We start from the raw sequence: 16,103 nt of genomic DNA on the forward strand, positions 1-16,103 counted from the left end.
GGATAAGCCTGAAAAAAGAATGCCCGAACAAATTATATCACTTGACATAAATTCGCCATCGCCGCATTTTTTACCAACTGGAATACTTTGGAGTGCGGCATGTCCGTCGATCAACCTATCGGTCAGCACGGTCGCCTTGAGCCCGTGGCTGAAAACAAGCTTTCCGAGCGCCGTGGCAAGCCGCCGCGAGCCCTGATCGGGGTCGGCGTTGTCGCGCTCCTGGCGCTGATCGGCTGGGGTGCGCATTGGTGGTTCAGTGGGCGTTTCATTGAGACCACCGACGACGCCTACCTGCAGGCCGACAGCATGACCGTGGCACCCAAGGTCGGGGGTTACGTCGCCGAAGTGCTGGTCAGTGACAACGAAACCGTGAGCGTCGGCCAGCCGCTGGTGCGCCTCGATGGGCGCAAGTATCAAGCGGCGCTGGACGAGGCCCAGGCCAGCGTGACCTCACGCCAGGCCGATGTGGCCAGGGCCGAGGCCGAACTGGTGGAGCAGGGCGCCAGCATTGCTCAGGTTCGGGCCCAGTTGGACGGTGCCAATGCCGACTTGCGCCACGCCCAGTCCCAGGTCAAACGTTATGGACCACTGGCCCGTTCCGGGGCTGAGACCGAAGAGCATCTGGCTGACCTGAATAATCAACTGGCCCAGGCCAGCACGGGCCTGGCCGCGCATCAAGCCGCCTTGCGGGCGGCAGAAACCCGTATCGGTACACTCAAGGCGCAGTTGCAGCAGACCCAGGCGCAACTGGCGGTGGCCCAGGCCAGCGCCCGGCAATCGCAACTGGACCTGGACGACACCACGGTGATCAGCACCCTGGCCGGCCGGGTCGCCGATCGCAGCGTGCGGGTCGGTCAGTTCACCCAGCCCGGTACACGTCTGCTGACCGTGGTACCGGTGCAGGCGCTCTACCTGACGGCCAACTTCAAGGAAACCCAGATTCACCATATGCAAGCCGGCCAGGCGGTCACGATTCACGTCGACGCATTGGGCAGTGAAGACCTGGCGGGGCATATCGACAGCCTCTCGCCCGGTACCGGTTCGCAGTTCGCGCTGTTGCCGGCACAGAACGCCACCGGCAACTTCACCAAGATCGTCCAGCGGGTGCCGGTGCGTATCCAGCTCGATGTGCCTGAGTCGGCGCGCGGCGTGCTGATGCCGGGCTTGTCGGTGACCGTTGATGTGGACACCCGCCACCATGGCTAACGCCGCGACGGTGACGGCCGCTCAGGAACCGGCGAAAGAGGCCAATGCTTCAGCGACCGACTGGATCGCCGTCGCGGCCGGGTCCCTCGGCGCCTTGCTGGCGACGCTGGACATCTCCATCACCAACTCGGCCTTGCCACAGATCCAGGGGCAGATCGGCGCCTCGGGCACGGAGGGCACCTGGATCGCCACGGGCTACCTGATGTCGGAGATCGTCATGATCCCGCTGGCGGCCTGGCTGACCCGGGTCTTCGGCTTGCGTCGGTTCCTGATGGGCACGGCGATGGCCTTCACACTGTTTTCGTTTTTCTGCGGCATGTCCAGCAGCCTCACCGGCATGATCCTGGCGCGCGTCGGCCAGGGCTTTGCCGGTGGCGCGATGATACCCACGGCGCAGACCATCATCGGCACGCGCTTGCCGCGGCACCAGATGGCAATCGGCATGTCGATGTTCGGCCTGACCGTCTTGCTCGGGCCCTTGATGGGGCCGGTGCTGGGCGGCTGGTTGACCGAGAACGCCAGTTGGCGCTGGTGCTTTTTCCTCAACCTACCCATCAGCCTGGCGTTGATCGCCTTGCTCTGGACCGGTATCCGTCCGGAAAAAGCCAACCTTCAGCAATTTATCAAGGCGGACTGGGTCGGCATTCTCGGGCTGGCCCTGGGCTTGAGTTCGTTGACGGTGATCCTGGAAGAGGGTCAGCGTGAACACTGGTTCGAGTCCTCGATGATTGTCGGTTTGAGCCTGCTGATGACGCTGGGGTTTATCCTCATCGCCGTGGGTCAGTTCACGGCCCGCCAGCCCATTATCAAGCTCAGCCTGATGCGCAATCCGCGCTACGCCAGCGTGATCCTGATCGTGTCGACGGTGGGGGCGGCCATCTATGGGATCTCCTACCTGTTGCCGCAGTTTCTCAACAGTGTTGCCGGTTACAACGCCCAGCAGTCCGGTTCGATCATGCTGCTGTCGGGTATACCGGCTTTCATGATGATGCCGATCCTGCCGCGGCTGATGCAGCGCTATGACAGCCGCTGGCTGGTGGGCACCGGGCTGGTGCTGTTCGTGATCAGTTGCATGATGAGCCTGAACCTGACCGTCGACAGTGTCGGCCATGATTTCGATGCCTCGCAGCTGGTGCGTGGGTTCGCCCAGATCCTGGCGATGATGCCGCTCAACCAGATCACCATGGCCGCCGTCCAGGCCCATGAAAAAGGTGAGGCGGCGGGGCTCTACAACATGTCGCGCAATATCGGTGGCTCCATCGGCCTGGCCCTGACCGGCGTGCTGATCGATCGGCGCAGCAGCTATCACGATGCGCTGATTCGTGAGTCGCTGACGGCCAACAGCACCTTGGGCCAGGACCATATGGCGGCCCAGACGGCGTCCTTCATGAGCCAGACCGGTGACCAGGCCCTGGCGCAATTGCAGACGGTCGGCCAGTTGAGTCGCGACATTGCCCTGCAAGCCTCGGTCATGACCTTCACCGATTGTTTCTACCTGTTGGGGATTGCCTTGGCAGTGTGTATTCCCTTGGCCCTGTTACTCAAGAAACCGACCCTTTCGGTGAGCCCAGCACGATGATCGACAGAACCTTGATTTCAGCCCTGATCGTGGGCTTGCTCGCCGGTTGCACCGTCGGCCCCGATTACCACGGCGCGCCGGCAGTGGCCGAGAAGACCGTCGCGGCCGGACGTTTTGCCCACGCCGATCCAGCTGCCGTCAGCAGCCCGGCCGTCGCCCATTGGTGGCATGGATTGGGTGATGCGCAACTCGACAGCCTGGTGGAAACCGCGCTGCACGACAGCTCGGACATCCGCGTGGCCCAGGCGCGCCTGCGCCAGGCCCGGGCTGGGTTGCACGGCCAACAGGCTGCCGAGCTTCCCAAATTGAGTGCCAACGCCACCGCGATTCGCATGCGTTCCCCCGACCTTTCCAGTCTGACGGGGCAGCAGAGTGGTGGCGGTCGTGGGCCGTTGTCGCTGTACGTGAGTGACTTCGACGCGAGTTGGGAAGTGGACATGTTTGGCGGTACCCGCCGCGCCATCGAAGCGGCTTCTGCCAGTGCTGATGCCTCGGCCGAGAGCCTGGCCGATGCCCAGGTACAACTGGCTGCCGAAGTGGTGCAGGCCTATGTCGGCTTGCGTGACCAGCAAACCCGTCTGGCCCTGATTGACGCCTCGGCCAACCTGGAAGCCCAGGTGGTCGACCTGACTCAGCAGCGCCGCAGTCGCGGCGTGGCTTCGCAATTGCAGTTGGAGCAAGTCACCACCCAATGGCAGACCACCCGTGCCCAGCGCCTGCCATTACAGGCCCAGGTCATCGAATCGCTGGACCAACTGGCGGTGCTTTGTGACCTGGAGCCGGGTGAGCTGGACAGCCGACTCGGTCAACCGCGCGCGCTGCCGAGTGTCCCCGCGAGCGTGCCGATTGCTGATCCGGCGGCGCTGATCAAATCCCGACCGGACATTCGTGCCGCCGAGCGTCAACTGGCCTCCGCCACCGCACAGGTCGGCGAGAAAAAGGCCGACTGGTTTCCCAAACTGTCGCTGACCGGCGACCTCAGTTTCAGCGCCGCTGCACCTTCGCACCTGGTGCGTACGGACAACGCCACCTGGCTGCTGGTCCCGCGCCTGACCTGGAACGCCCTGGACTTCGGGCGCGTGGCGGCCGATATCGACAGCGCCGAGGGCGGCGTCGACGAAGCCCGGGCCCATTACCGCAGCGTGGTTCTCGGCGCGTTGCGCGATGCCGACGTTGCTCTGGCGCGTTACGGTCATCAGCGTGAAAACGTGGTTCTGCTACGTGATATCGAAGCGTCTTCGGCCCGTGCGGCAAGCCTGACCCGTGAGCGCTACGACGCCGGCACCGCGAGCACCCTGGACTGGCTGAATGCCGAGCGCACCCGCTTTGATGCCGAGCAAAATCGGGTGAGCGGCGACAGTGAATTGCTCAAGGATTTTGCTTCGTTGCACAAGGCGTTGGGGTTGGGGTGGCAGGGGTGAATGTCGCCAGTACGGGTTGTGCAAATTTTGGACGAGCCCTGGCAGAGTGATCCGGGGCCTGACGATCACAGCGCAAGCGCGATCCTGAATAAGCGCTTCATGACGTGGGTGGAACCGAGGTGCAGCACATTGGGCAACGAAGTCAGTTGCTCATCGTAAAGCTGCTGGAGTGCCGGAAGGTCCTTGGCAACCACGTGAAGCATGTAGTCCAGATCGTCGAACAGCCTTTGTGCCTCGACGATCTGCACAATCTCCGGCAATGCCGCCTCGAAATCACCCATGTCCTGGTAACAATTACTTGGACTGAACTTGAATCACCGCGCCCGGCTGATCGATCTTGCCGGCGGCGATGACCAGGTAGCGACGCTGTTCTGGCGCATCACTCTGCACGATCTGCCGGATCGGGCCGATGGTGTTGACGATGGCCGAGCCCGCCGGGTTGCTCATGAAGGCGGCCAGGGGCTGCAAGGTCCCGCTGCCGTCGGGTTTGTCGGCCAGGGCCAGCAGGTAAGGCTGCTTGGGCTCCAGGCCGGTCGCCGCGGCTTGCAAGACCTGGGTCAGGCCCTGGTTGAACAGGGTCACGCTGGTGGCCGGCTGCTCGGCGCTGCTGCCGACGGCGGCCAGGCTCAGGTGCACGGCCTGGCCGGCCAAGCCGAGGGGCTTGAGGTTGTCGGTGCCCGGGCCCCGGGTGACGGCGTTGGGCACATAGGCAATGGCCTGCGGCGCCTGGCCGATCGGAATGGTGGCGATCACCTGGTTGCTCAGGGTGTCGATCACCGCAAAGGCGTCGGCGTTCTCCAGGCCCACATAGACCCGGGTGCCATCGCCGGATGGCCAGATACCGTGGGGCAGGTTGCCGACGGCAATCGTTGCGACCTTGTCAAAGGTATCGGTGCGATAGACCTGCACTTGGTTCAGCCCGCCGACGGTGATGTAGGCGAACGAGCCGTTGGCGTTGTTGACCAGATTGACGTGGTTGGCGATCGGCCCGATGTCCAGGGTCTTGAGCAGCTTGAAGGGCGGGGTGGCCTCGAAGACCTGGGCCTTGCCCACGTCCTTCAAGGTGAACCAGACCTGCTTGCCATCGGCCGATGCGGCGATATTCGGACAGAACGGGCTGGCCTGGGGCACATGGCCGACGATCTTGTGGTCGGCCACGGAGATCACCACGGTCTCCGGGTTGAACGAGGAACAGACGTAACCGTATTTGCCGTCCGGGGAAAAAATCTGCATGCCGGGACCGGCCGGGGTCTTGATCCGGGTTTTCTCCTGGTAGGTCTTGGCATCGAGCACGGAGACGTAGTCTTCACCGCGCACGGTGACCCAGACTTCCTTGCCGTTGGGGGTGAAGAACGCTTCGTGGGGCGCACGACCGACATAGGTCTTGTGCTTGACGGTATTGGTTTCGGTGTCGATGAACGACACCGAGTTGGTGCCGATCGAGACGGCTGCCAGGGTCTTGTGGTCGGGAGAGAAACCGAGACCGTGCACCAGCACTTCGCCGCGATACAGCGGGCTGAGGTTACCGGGCTGCGGATCGCCGAGGGCAATCACGCCGAGCAGTTTGTTATCGACCGGGTCCGTCACCGACACGGTATTGGAGAACTGCTCCGAGGCGTACAGGCGATCCTGGTGCGAGATCGGAATATCCTTGGCGGACGCTTTGCCGGGAATCTGCCCGGCAAAGCTGGCACTGGACAGCAGTGCCAGGGTGAGCAATGCAAGGGAATAGTTCGGGAACTTCATCGCAATATCCTTCTTTTTGTAAAGTCAGGGCGGGCGTTTCGAGCGTTATGCTCAGGGCTGTGTAGCCGGTGGAATCTGGGTTGGGGCGGCGGTGGAAGGTGGCAGCGGGGCGCCGATGGCCAATTGCATGGCGGCAATTTCCTGCTGCTGCTCGACGATGATTTCCTGGGCCAGCCGCTTGAGTTGCTCGTTGTGCCCGTACTTGAGCATGGTCAGGGCCATGTCGATGGCGCCTTGATGGTGGGCGCTCATCATGGTGACGAAGTCGCGGTCGACGTCGCCGGTGGGCGGGGTGTCCATACCGGCCATCATTTTTTCCATGGCGGTCGCGTTTTCCTGGATAAACGCAGTTTCCATGGCGGGAGTGGTCGTGGCTGTGGCGTGTTCATGGCCTTCATGGGCCATGGCCGATGCCATGGGGCCCGCCAGGACCAGCAATGCAAGGCCGCAGCGGGCTGCCCGGGAGCTGAATACGTGCATGAAGTATTCCTTTTGGCTGAGTGCGTTCAAAGGGTAGACGCAGGCCGAAAAGGTTTATTCCAGGCAGGGGTATTATTTAGTGAGGGAGGGTAGGTTTTTCAGTCCGGTGACAGTGGGTTTCAGAACTCCAGCTTGTAACCGACGCCATACAGCGACTGCACCGGGTCTTCCTGCGGGCAGGCTTGGGCCAGTTTGCGCCGTAGATTGCGGATATGGCTGTCGACCGTGCGGTCGGTCACGACCCGGTGATCGGAGTAGAGCTTGTCGAGCAACTGGTCGCGGGAGAAGACCCGGCCCGGAGAGCCGGCCAGTGTGCTGAGCAGACGCAGTTCCACGGGGGTCAGGTCCAGTGCGATGCCGTCGAATGAGGCGCTGTAGCGGGCTTCGTCGATCTGCAGCCGTGTCGGGGCCGAGGCGACCAGTTGCGGGCTGCGCCGCAGGATGGCCTTGACCCGGGCGACCACCTCCCGGGGACTGAAGGGTTTGCAGATGTAGTCGTCGGCACCCAGGTCCAGCCCCAGCAGACGGTCCACTTCTTCGACCCGGGCAGTGATCATGATGATCGGCACCGCGCTGAAACTGCGCAGTTCCTGGCACACTTCAAGGCCGTTACGCCCCGGCAGCATCAGGTCGAGCAGGATCAGTCGTGGTTCGCTGGCGCGCACTGCGGGCACCACCTTCAACCCGTTGTCCAGACATTCGCTGGGATAGCCGGCGGCCGTCAGGTAGTCGCGCATCAGCGCCGCCAGCTTGGGCTCGTCTTCGACAATCAGGATCGGTTGGTCATTGTCCATGCTCAGGCATCCCGTGGCAGGTGCAGGCTAAGCCAGAGGCCGCCCAGGGGGGAGTGATCGGCGCTCAGGCGGCCGCCGTGGGCCAGTGCGATGCTCTGACAGATCGCCAGCCCCAGCCCGGCACCCCCGCTGGCACGATTGCGCGAGGCCTCGCTGCGGTAGAAACGCTCGAACAGTCGCGGCAATTGTTGCGTCTCGACGCCAGGGCTGGAGTCGAGGAAGTCTATCCGCAGGCTTTTACCCTCGGGCGCCGCACGGATGATCAGCGCGCCGGCGACATCGGTGTAACGCACGCTGTTTTCCAGCAAGTTGCTGAACAATTGTTGCAGGCGCTTGGGGTCGGCCTCCACGCGCAGGACCTGGGCGGGCAGTTCCAGGGTTACCTGCAATTGGCGTGCGGCACAGCGCTCCTGATACATCGCCACGCACTCTTCGAGGAGAGCGTTGAGGTTGCACTCGACCTTGCGGTAGGTAAGAGCGCCGACATCCGCCAGCGACAGTTCGTAAAGATCGTCCACCAGTTTGCTGAGCATGCCGACTTCGCCCAGTAGCGACTTCATCGAACCCTGGTCGAGGGTGCGTACACCGTCCTCGATTGCCTCCAGTTCGCCACGCAACACCGACAGCGGGGTCCGCAGTTCGTGGGAGACATCGGCCATGAACTCGCGGCGCATCTGCTCATTGCGCTCCAGGGTATAGGCCAGTTGGTTGAAGTCCCGGGCCAATTGGCCGACTTCGTCATTGGAGGACACCGCCACCCGGTTGCTGTACTCCCCGGCAGCCAGCCGGTGGGTCGCCGCGGCCACGCGCTTGACCGGGTCGAGCAGGGTGCGGGCGATCCACCAGGCGATCAGCATCGCCAGCAACAGCGAAAACGCCCCCATGACCAGGCTGGCGCGCAATTGGTACTGCTGGAAACGCTCGCCGCCGGCCTCGGTCACGCTCTGGAAGGGGGATACCGCCAGCCAGCCGACGGTTTTCCCGGCGACCTCGATCGGGCGCAGCAGGGCATCGTCACCAATGGCCGGATAGCCGATCACCAAGCGTTTTTGCTGGTCCAGCAGGGCCAGACGAAACACCGCACCGGTCAGGTCGGAGGTGGGCGGCGTTTTCAGTTGACGGGTCTCAAGCTCATCTTTCTGCTCCGGACGCATCATTTCGAACCAGCGTTGTGGCTGGTCGCGAATGACCTCCCAACTGCCTTCCCGCTCATAGAGGGCAACCAGACGCGGCAATACCGGTTCCATGCGTTGCAGGGCTTGTTCATTGAGGTAGCCGAGAAAACCGCGGCCAAAGCTCCAGCCCGTGGCCAGTCCCATGCTCAGGATGACAAACAGCACGCTGGCCAGGACGGCAATAAACAGCTTGGTGGAGATGCTCAGTTTCATGGGCTCGGGAAAGTCGGCGAAGGACCCGCCCATTTAGGCCTTGGCGCCGCGAAGATTCAAGGTCGGCGGCCAATCTTCAATTTTCCTGCACATTTGCCTCGCAGCATGGCGCCTGACTCCCGCCATCCCGTCTTGTAGAGGCCGTCATGTCAACCAAACTGCTCGCCAAATTGCTGGTGACCGCCGCGTTCGTTCTGTCCGTCGTCGTACTGGGCCTGTTGAGTGGCTGCTCGCCGGCCACCTCCGCGCCCGTTGCCGAGGTGCCCAAGGTCTCGGTGATCACCGTGCAACCGCAAACCCAGACCCTGACCACTGAACTTGCCGGGCGTACCCAGGCCTTTATGGTGGCCGAGATCCGGCCCCAGGTCGGCGGTATCGTCCAGCAGCGGCTGTTTGTCGAAGGTGCCGAGGTCAAGGCCGGGCAGGCCTTGTATCAACTGGATGCGGCTTCCTACAAGGCGGCACTGGCACAGACCCAGGCGACCCTGTCCAAGGCCCGCGCCACCTTGAAGTCGGCCCAGGCCACCGCGACCCGCGATGTTCAGTTGGCCAGGATCGATGCCATCAGCCAGCAGGACAAGGAGGATGCCCAGGCCAGCCTGCTGACGGCCCAGGCCGAGGTGCAAGTGGCCCAGGCCGACGTCGAGACGGCGCGCATCAACCTGGCCTACACCCGCATCGGCTCGCCCATAAGCGGGCGCATCGAGACGTCCACCGTGACCCCCGGCGCCCTGGTGGTGGCCAGCCAGGACACGGCGTTGACCACGGTGCAGCAACTGGACCCGATCTATGTCGATGTCACCCAGTCCACCACCGAGTTGCTGCGCCTCAAGCGCGACCTGGCCAATGGCACGCTGCAAGGTAACGAGCAGGGCGAGGCGCGTATCAGCCTCAAGCTCGACGATGGCAGCACCTACGCCCATGAAGGGCGCTTGAAGTTCAGCGGGGTCAGCGTCAACCAGGGCACCGGCACCGTGACTCTGCGTGCCGAGTTCGCGAACCCGGAACGGGTGTTGTTGCCGGGCATGTATGTCCGCGCCGTGCTGGAGCAGGCCCGGGACACGCAGGCGATTTTGCTGCCGCAGCAGGCGGTGACCCGCAGCGCCAGCGGTGTGACCTCGGTGCTGCTGGTGGTCAACGGCAAGGTCGAGCAACGGGTGCTGACCATCGACCGTGCCGTGGGTAACCAGTGGTGGGTGAGCGCCGGCCTGAATGCCGGTGACCAGGTGATTGTCGAGGGCGGGCAGAAGGTCCGGGTTGGCAGCGCCGTGCTGGCGCAGGGTGACGGTAGCCGCACCGTCCAAACAGCGCACAGCGCTACTGCGCAGGAGGGTTGAACATGGCGAGTTTCTTTATCGACCGACCGATCTTTGCCTGGGTCATCGCCATCGTCATCATGCTGGGCGGCGCCTTGTCCATCAGCCACCTGCCGCTGGAGCAGTACCCGGACATTGCGCCGCCGACCGTGCGCATCTCCGCCACCTACACCGGTGCCTCGGCCAAGACGGTAGAGGACTCGGTGACCCAGGTCATCGAGCAGCAGATGAAGGGCCTGGACAACCTGACCTACATGTCGGCCTCCAGCAGCTCGGCGGGCAGTGCCAGCATCAACCTGACCTTCAGCGCCGGCACCGACCCGGACGTGGCGCAGATGCAGGTGCAGAACAAACTGCAGCAGGCCGAATCACGCCTGCCGACTTCGGTGCAGAGCGAAGGCCTGACGGTGACCAAGGGTGGTTCGGATTTCCTGATGATCGTCGCCCTGGCCTCGGCCAACGACGCCGTCACCGGCACCCAGATCGGCGACTACATTTCCAGCACCTTGCTCGACTCGATCAGCCGCATCGACGGCGTCGGCGATGTGCAGACACTGGGTTCGGGCTACGCCATGCGCATCTGGCTGGACCCGGCCAAGCTGGAAAAATACGCGCTGATGCCCTCGGATGTCAGCAGCGCCCTGGAGGCGCAGAACACCGAAGTCTCTGTCGGCCAGTTGGGGGCTTTGCCGGCGGTTGCGGGACAGCAGCTCAACGCCACCATCAGCGCCCGTAGCAAGCTGCAAACGGCTGAAGCGTTTCGCAACGTGGTGGTCAAGTCTTCCAGCGATGGCGCCGTGGTCCTGCTCGGCGATGTGGCGCGGGTCGAACTGGGCAGCGACAGCTATGACGTGAATTCGGCCCTCAACGGCAAGCCGGCGGCCGCCATGGGCGTGCAGTTGGCCGCCGGTGCCAACGCCTTGAGCGTGGGCAAGGCGGTCAAGGCCAGGCTCAAGGCGCTGGAACCGTTCTACCCCGCGCAAATGCAGCTCAAGAACGTGATCGCCTACGACACCACGCCCTTTGTCAGCCTGTCCATCGAAGAGGTGGTCAAGTCCCTGGGCGAGGCCATTGTCCTGGTGGTGCTGATCATGTTCCTGTTCCTGCAGAACCTGCGGGCCACGCTGATTCCGGCGATTACCGTGCCGGTGGTGCTGTTGGGGACATTCGGCGTGCTGGCGCTGTGTGGCTACTCGATCAACACCCTGACGATGTTCGCCATGGTCCTGGCCATCGGCCTGTTGGTGGACGACGCCATTGTGGTGGTGGAAAACGTCGAACGGGTCATGGCCGAGCAGGGGCTGTCGGCCCTGGCGGCGACGCGCCAGTCCATGGCGGAGATCACCAGTGCGCTGATCGGCATTGCCCTGGTGCTCAGTGCGGTGTTTATTCCCATGGCCTTTTTTGGCGGCTCTACCGGGATCATCTACCGACAGTTCTCGGTGGCGGTGGTCTCGGCCATGCTGCTCTCGGTGCTGGTGGCCATGACCCTGACCCCGGCCTTGTGCGCGACCTTGCTCAAGCCGTCCGACAGTCATGGTGCACGGGGTGGGTTCTTCGGTTGGTTCAATCGCAACTTTGAACGCAGCGCCGAGCGTTACCAGGGCGCGGTGGTGCGTGTGCTGCAGCACGGCGGGCGCAGTTGGCTGATGTATGGGCTGATCTTGCTGGCCACGGCCGCCGGTTACGCCAGCTTGCCGACCTCATTCCTGCCGGACGAAGACCAGGGCATGCTGATCGCGCAGGTCCAGCTGCCAGTGGGCGCCACCGACAGTCGGACCCAGGCGGCGGTGAAGCAGTTCGAAGACTATATGCTGGCGCAACCGGAAGTCGACGCGCTGATCAGCATCACCGGCCTGGGCATGGGCGGCAATGCCCAGAACACCGGGCGGGCGTTTATCAAACTCAAGGACTGGAGCGAGCGTGGCGGGCCAGGCCAGGATGCGGCGGCCATTGCCCAGCGGGCGACCCTGGCCCTGGCCAGCGTGCGGGATGCCAATGTGTTTGTCATGCAGCCACCGGCGGTGCGCGGGCTGGGGCAGAGTTCGGGGTTCGACCTGCAACTCAAGGACCTCGGCGGTGTCGGGCATGACGCCCTGGTGGCGGCTCGCGAGCGGTTTATCGAGCTGGCAAAGCAAGACCCGCGTCTGCAAGGGGTGCGCAGCAATGGTCTGGACGATACGCCTCAGCTCAAGGTCAGTATCGACGACCGCAAGGCCGGGGCCCTGAGCCTGAGCACCAGCGATATCAACGCCACCTTGTCCACGGCCTTGGGCGGCACCTACGTCAATGACTTCCTCAACCAGGGCCGGGTGAAGAAAGTCTATGTGCAGGGTGAGGCATCGGCACGGATGCAGGCGGCGGACCTGGACCACTGGTTCGTGCGCAACAGCAACGCCGAGATGGTGCCGTTTTCCTCCTTTGCCAGCAGCGCCTGGAGCTATGGCTCGCCGCTGTTGGAGCGCTACAACGGCAGCGCGTCCCTGGAGGTGGTCGGCGATCCGGCACCGGGGGTGAGTTCCGGCGTGGCCATGGACGCGGTGGAGGCGATCATCAAGCAATTGCCTGAAGGCATCGGCTACGAATGGACCGGCCAGTCCTACCAACTGCGGCTGTCCGGTTCCCAGGCGCCCTTGCTCTACGGGATCTCGATACTGTTCGTGTTTCTTTGCCTGGCGGCATTGTATGAGAGCTGGTCGGTGCCGTTTTCGGTGATGCTCGTGGTGCCGTTGGGTGTGGTCGGGGCGGTTCTGGCGACCCGCTTCGGCGGATTGAGCAATGACGTCTACTTCCAGGTGGGACTGCTGACCACCGTGGGCCTGGCGGCCAAGAACGCGATTCTGATCGTCGAGTTTGCCAAGCATCTGCAGGAGCAGGGCAGCAGCTTGCGTGACGCGACCCTGATTGCCGTGCGGCAACGCTTGCGGCCGATCCTGATGACCTCGTTGGCCTTCATGTTCGGCGTGTTACCCCTGGCCTTGAGCAGCGGCGCGGGCTCGGCCGGGCGCCAGGCCATCGGCACCGGCGTGCTGGGCGGCATGTTCAGCGCGACGCTGCTGGGGATCTTCTTTGTCCCGCTGTTCTTTGTGCAGATACGCCGCCGCTTTGGCCGCGCGCCTAGCTCTGGCATCTCCCTGCAAACTGCCCCGACAGGTGACCTATGATCAAGTTTCATTGGCCTGTGCTGGCCGTTGTGGCGCTGCTGGGCGGCTGCGTCAACCTGGCACCGCAATACCAGCGCCCCGAGGCGCCGGTCGCCGGGCAATGGCTACCGACGACGAGCGCGCCGGCGGGAACGGTGGCGGCCGATCTCCAGTGGCAACAGTTCTTCACCGACCAGCGCTTGTCGCAGTTGCAGAGCCTGGCCCTGGCCAACAACCGCGACCTGCGGCTGGCCACCTTGAACATCGAAAAGGCCCAGGCCGAGTACCGCATCCAGCGGGCGGCGGCGTTCCCCAGTCTAGCTGCCAGCGCCAGCGGTACCCACAGCCGCACGCCGGCTTCGCTGTCCAGCGGGGTGGCGACTACCAGTCACGAATACAGCGCGCAGCTGGGCCTGAGCAGCTACGAGCTGGACCTCTTTGGCCGGGTGCAGAATCTCCAGGATGAAGCACTGGAAGCCTACCTGGCGTTGACCGAGACCCGGCGCAGCACCCAGATCAGCCTGGTGGCCGAGGTGGCGACGGCCTGGCAGACCCTGGCGGCGGACAATGAGCATCTGCAACTGGCGCGGCAGACGCTACGCAGTCAGCAGGCGACCTATGAGCTGACCCGCAGCAGCCATGCCCTGGGCGGTTCGTCCGGGCTGGCCCTGGCCCAGGCGCAAACCACCGTGGAGTCGGCCCGGGGTGATGTGGCGGTGTACGCCAGCCAGATCCTCCAGGATCGCAACGCCCTGCGTTTGCTGGTGGGCAGTGATATTCCGGATGCACTGCTGCCCGGCGATAGCCTGCAATCGGCGGCGCAATTGGTCCAGGTACCGGCGGAACTGCCGTCGAGCCTGCTGCAGCGCCGTCCCGATGTGCTGGCCGCCGAACATACCCTCAAGTCGGCCAACATCGATATCGGTGCGGCGCGGGCGGCGTTCTTTCCCAGCATCAGCCTGACGGCCAGCGCCGGTTCCGCGAGCGCGGCCTTGTCGGGTCTGTTCAAGGGCGGCAGCGGCGCCTGGAGTTTTGCCCCGAGCGTCAGCCTGCCGCTGTTCAACGGCGGCAGCAATCGTGCCACCCTGGATGCGGCAAAGGTTGAGCGCGAGATCCAGGTCCAGACGTACCAACAAACCTTGCAGAGCGCATTCAAGGAAGTGGCCGACGCCCTGGCGGTGCGCAGCACCCTGGATGAACGGCTGGCGGCCCAGCAGGCATTGACCGACGCCAGTCGCAAAAGCTTCGAATTAAGCGATGCGCTGTATCGTGGCGGTTCACAAAGCTACCTCGAAGCCCTGGATGCCCAGCGTACGTTCTACAGCGCCCAACAGGACCTGATTACCCTGCGCCTGGCGGAACAGAGCAATCGCGTGAGTTTGTACAAGGTGTTGGGTGGTGGTTGGAATTGAGGGGGGATTGAGGCGAGCCGGTGAGTGCGTACAACCGGGAAAATTTAATGAACCCTCGCGAACACCCCCCGCCTAACGCAGGACACACGGGAGGAAAACCATGCAAATTGAATATGTCTGGATCACCCTGGCGGTGGTGTTGTTACTGGTTGAACTATGGGCCATCAGGAGCGTGCTCAAGAGCGGGCGCAGCGCCAGTACCAAGGGGATGTGGATCGTTGTGCTTATCTACGTTCCGCTATTTGGGCTGTTACTGTGGTCCTTTATTGGTCCCAAGGAGCCGGGTCGTGAAGCGCCTGTTACTCGGCGTCATATGTGATCATGCAGCCGCCAGGAGGGCGTGGGACGTAGTAGTTCCACGGCCGCAAAACCTGTCACTTCGTCCTGCCTGATGTACCGTATTTGTTGTTTTGGGGATAACTTTGCGACCCAACGCGTGCAAACCCTGGGTGTTTGCAGGTTGAATTTCAGCTTTTAATAAGGTTGTTTATGAATTTCAGTCCAAAAGAAGGGCAATCGTACTTTACGATATTGTTGTTTGACTTGTATTCTTCTAGAAGTGAGTTTTCATATATGTCTGCCACAATTCCCCATGTTCTGAATGAAATTAAATTGCTTTTTTCTAGCATGAATTCCTTTAGTTTCCACCACGGTGATGAGCCCTCTGGGAATGGGTTGGCAATATCATCAAGGAAATGGTCGCTGTTTGAAAGAGCCTTGATTGTTGAGTAAGTGTTTCCTGTCGACTCCCAGTCGCGGATGATGTTGAAGAGGGTGTTTGAGATCTTGCTTTCGATATTCACTTCGTGGAGTTGAAATTTTTCAAATGGATTTATATCAAGATAAGTAATGCTGTATCTAGCAGCAGTATTTTTCCGAAGATCACGCCATAAAAATGCAAAGCCATGAGAATTTATTTCGCTTGATTTTCGGATAAGTCTCTCGAAAGAAGATTTTATTTGTTCTAGATGAATGTCGAGGCCCTCGATTTCCCCGTTGTTATATATGTTGTTTGCATATATGCATAGCTGAAGCCCGGAAAAGCTTTTTTTGTGGAAATTCAAATTTAAATTTCTATTGAATAACGATGCGGGAGGAAAACATTCGAGTTCTAAAGGATCGTCAGATTTTGGCTTTAGGCACAGTATTTTTCGTTTGTGCCAAAATATTTCGTTGAATAAGTAATTTTTTAGAAGGGTTGGCCAGTGGTTTGATATTATTACACAAATAATATCGCCATTCGATATCATTGGAAAATGTGCCTTTACAGCGTTTGTGTAAGCTCCGATTTCGGTTCCTGACTCTCTTGTAGGTTTCGAGGAGTTTTTTATTTCGACAATAACAAAGGTTTCCATTCCTGGGTCGTAGAGTAGGAAGTCAGGTTTCAAACATTCTGAAGGGAATAAGGAAATGTTTTCGTCTTCGCTGACTAGTACGGTTTCTTTTATGCAGTTAAGACAGTATTCGTATGATTCAATTATACAGTTTTCTTCTAGGGTTTTATTCTTTTCAAAGCGAGGAGGCTCAATTAGCTCCCCGAAACCACTGAAATTTCTAGCGTGTGCTCCTATAGCGGCTTGCATCTTTTTTTCGTTTTCAAACATTGTCGATCTCTCGG

General features: G+C 61.6%; 12 protein-coding genes and 1 pseudogene. 7 read left to right on the forward strand and 6 right to left on the reverse strand.

Features of this window, described 5'->3' with window-relative positions; all coding sequences use genetic code 11:
* The first annotated feature begins 99 nt into the window (after positions 1 to 99).
* The 3 genes from HX866_RS06725 to HX866_RS06735 are packed head-to-tail and all read left to right on the forward strand — an operon-like array spanning position 100 to position 4,206.
* Positions 100 to 1,206, forward strand: coding sequence for an HlyD family secretion protein (locus HX866_RS06725; RefSeq protein ID WP_177092009.1), 1,107 nt, complete (start codon positions 100 to 102; stop codon positions 1,204 to 1,206).
* On the forward strand, positions 1,199 to 2,785 hold the full coding sequence (locus HX866_RS06730; protein ID WP_177138645.1) for an MDR family MFS transporter: 1,587 nt from the start codon (positions 1,199 to 1,201) through the stop codon (positions 2,783 to 2,785). Before HX866_RS06725 ends, HX866_RS06730 begins: the two co-directional genes overlap by 8 nt.
* Positions 2,782 to 4,206, forward strand: coding sequence for an efflux transporter outer membrane subunit (locus HX866_RS06735; RefSeq protein ID WP_177138647.1), 1,425 nt, complete (start codon positions 2,782 to 2,784; stop codon positions 4,204 to 4,206). The genes HX866_RS06730 and HX866_RS06735 overlap by 4 nt, the downstream gene beginning before the upstream one ends.
* 65 nt (positions 4,207 to 4,271) lie before the next feature.
* Here HX866_RS06735 and HX866_RS06740 read toward each other — a convergent pair.
* The 5 genes and pseudogenes from HX866_RS06740 to baeS form a co-directional block, all read right to left on the reverse strand.
* Positions 4,272 to 4,493: pseudogene (locus tag HX866_RS06740) on the reverse strand (Lrp/AsnC ligand binding domain-containing protein); the annotation flags it as partial.
* A gap of 7 nt (positions 4,494 to 4,500) precedes the next feature.
* On the reverse strand, positions 4,501 to 5,952 hold the full coding sequence (locus tag HX866_RS06745; RefSeq protein WP_177138649.1) for a YncE family protein: 1,452 nt from the start codon (positions 5,950 to 5,952) through the stop codon (positions 4,501 to 4,503).
* A 51-nt stretch (positions 5,953 to 6,003) separates the two neighbouring features.
* Positions 6,004 to 6,432: a DUF305 domain-containing protein gene (locus HX866_RS06750; RefSeq protein ID WP_177102219.1), complete on the reverse strand. Its 429-nt coding sequence runs from the start codon at positions 6,430 to 6,432 to the stop codon at positions 6,004 to 6,006.
* A gap of 119 nt (positions 6,433 to 6,551) precedes the next feature.
* Positions 6,552 to 7,226 (reverse strand): response regulator, encoded by a 675-nt coding sequence (locus HX866_RS06755; RefSeq protein ID WP_177138651.1) that lies wholly within the window; start codon positions 7,224 to 7,226, stop codon positions 6,552 to 6,554.
* A gap of 2 nt (positions 7,227 to 7,228) precedes the next feature.
* Positions 7,229 to 8,647 carry a sensor histidine kinase efflux regulator BaeS gene (baeS, locus tag HX866_RS06760; RefSeq protein ID WP_177092015.1) on the reverse strand — a complete coding sequence of 473 codons (1,419 nt, stop codon included), beginning with the start codon at positions 8,645 to 8,647 and terminating at the stop codon, positions 7,229 to 7,231.
* A 113-nt stretch (positions 8,648 to 8,760) separates the two neighbouring features.
* On the opposite strand from baeS, the gene HX866_RS06765 reads away from it, so the two are divergent.
* The 4 genes from HX866_RS06765 (at position 8,761) to HX866_RS06780 (ending at position 14,804) form a co-directional block, all read left to right on the forward strand.
* Positions 8,761 to 9,951 (forward strand): efflux RND transporter periplasmic adaptor subunit, encoded by a 1,191-nt coding sequence (locus tag HX866_RS06765; RefSeq protein WP_177138653.1) that lies wholly within the window; start codon positions 8,761 to 8,763, stop codon positions 9,949 to 9,951.
* A gap of 2 nt (positions 9,952 to 9,953) precedes the next feature.
* Positions 9,954 to 13,094, forward strand: coding sequence for an efflux RND transporter permease subunit (locus HX866_RS06770; protein ID WP_177138655.1), 3,141 nt, complete (start codon positions 9,954 to 9,956; stop codon positions 13,092 to 13,094).
* The gene (locus tag HX866_RS06775; protein WP_177138657.1) at positions 13,091 to 14,485 is read left to right on the forward strand and encodes an efflux transporter outer membrane subunit; all 1,395 of its coding nucleotides are present in this window, start codon (positions 13,091 to 13,093) and stop codon (positions 14,483 to 14,485) included. The genes HX866_RS06770 and HX866_RS06775 overlap by 4 nt, the downstream gene beginning before the upstream one ends.
* A gap of 100 nt (positions 14,486 to 14,585) precedes the next feature.
* Positions 14,586 to 14,804, forward strand: coding sequence for a PLD nuclease N-terminal domain-containing protein (locus tag HX866_RS06780; RefSeq protein WP_177138659.1), 219 nt, complete (start codon positions 14,586 to 14,588; stop codon positions 14,802 to 14,804).
* A gap of 148 nt (positions 14,805 to 14,952) precedes the next feature.
* Here the strand turns inward: HX866_RS06780 and HX866_RS06785 are convergent, their stop codons facing one another.
* Positions 14,953 to 16,089, reverse strand: coding sequence for a hypothetical protein (locus HX866_RS06785; RefSeq protein ID WP_177138661.1), 1,137 nt, complete (start codon positions 16,087 to 16,089; stop codon positions 14,953 to 14,955).
* Positions 16,090 to 16,103: the final 14 nt, after the last annotated feature.

It is taken from the genome of Pseudomonas gingeri (assembly GCF_013386165.1).
Taxonomy (GTDB): Bacteria; Pseudomonadota; Gammaproteobacteria; order Pseudomonadales; family Pseudomonadaceae; genus Aquipseudomonas; species Aquipseudomonas gingeri_C.

What these genes read in the sequence shown, in the direction of transcription:
- HX866_RS06725 (WP_177092009.1), top strand. Translation starts at nt 100, where the DNA reads ATGTCCGTCGATCAACCTATCGGTCAGCACGGTCGCCTTGAGCCCGTG.
- HX866_RS06730 (WP_177138645.1), top strand. Translation starts at nt 1,199, where the DNA reads ATGGCTAACGCCGCGACGGTGACGGCCGCTCAGGAACCGGCGAAAGAG.
- HX866_RS06735 (WP_177138647.1), top strand. Translation starts at nt 2,782, where the DNA reads ATGATCGACAGAACCTTGATTTCAGCCCTGATCGTGGGCTTGCTCGCC.
- HX866_RS06745 (WP_177138649.1), bottom strand. Translation starts at nt 5,952, where the DNA reads ATGAAGTTCCCGAACTATTCCCTTGCATTGCTCACCCTGGCACTGCTG.
- HX866_RS06750 (WP_177102219.1), bottom strand. Translation starts at nt 6,432, where the DNA reads ATGCACGTATTCAGCTCCCGGGCAGCCCGCTGCGGCCTTGCATTGCTG.
- HX866_RS06755 (WP_177138651.1), bottom strand. Translation starts at nt 7,226, where the DNA reads ATGGACAATGACCAACCGATCCTGATTGTCGAAGACGAGCCCAAGCTG.
- baeS (WP_177092015.1), bottom strand. Translation starts at nt 8,647, where the DNA reads ATGGGCGGGTCCTTCGCCGACTTTCCCGAGCCCATGAAACTGAGCATC.
- HX866_RS06765 (WP_177138653.1), top strand. Translation starts at nt 8,761, where the DNA reads ATGTCAACCAAACTGCTCGCCAAATTGCTGGTGACCGCCGCGTTCGTT.
- HX866_RS06770 (WP_177138655.1), top strand. Translation starts at nt 9,954, where the DNA reads ATGGCGAGTTTCTTTATCGACCGACCGATCTTTGCCTGGGTCATCGCC.
- HX866_RS06775 (WP_177138657.1), top strand. Translation starts at nt 13,091, where the DNA reads ATGATCAAGTTTCATTGGCCTGTGCTGGCCGTTGTGGCGCTGCTGGGC.
- HX866_RS06780 (WP_177138659.1), top strand. Translation starts at nt 14,586, where the DNA reads ATGCAAATTGAATATGTCTGGATCACCCTGGCGGTGGTGTTGTTACTG.
- HX866_RS06785 (WP_177138661.1), bottom strand. Translation starts at nt 16,089, where the DNA reads ATGTTTGAAAACGAAAAAAAGATGCAAGCCGCTATAGGAGCACACGCT.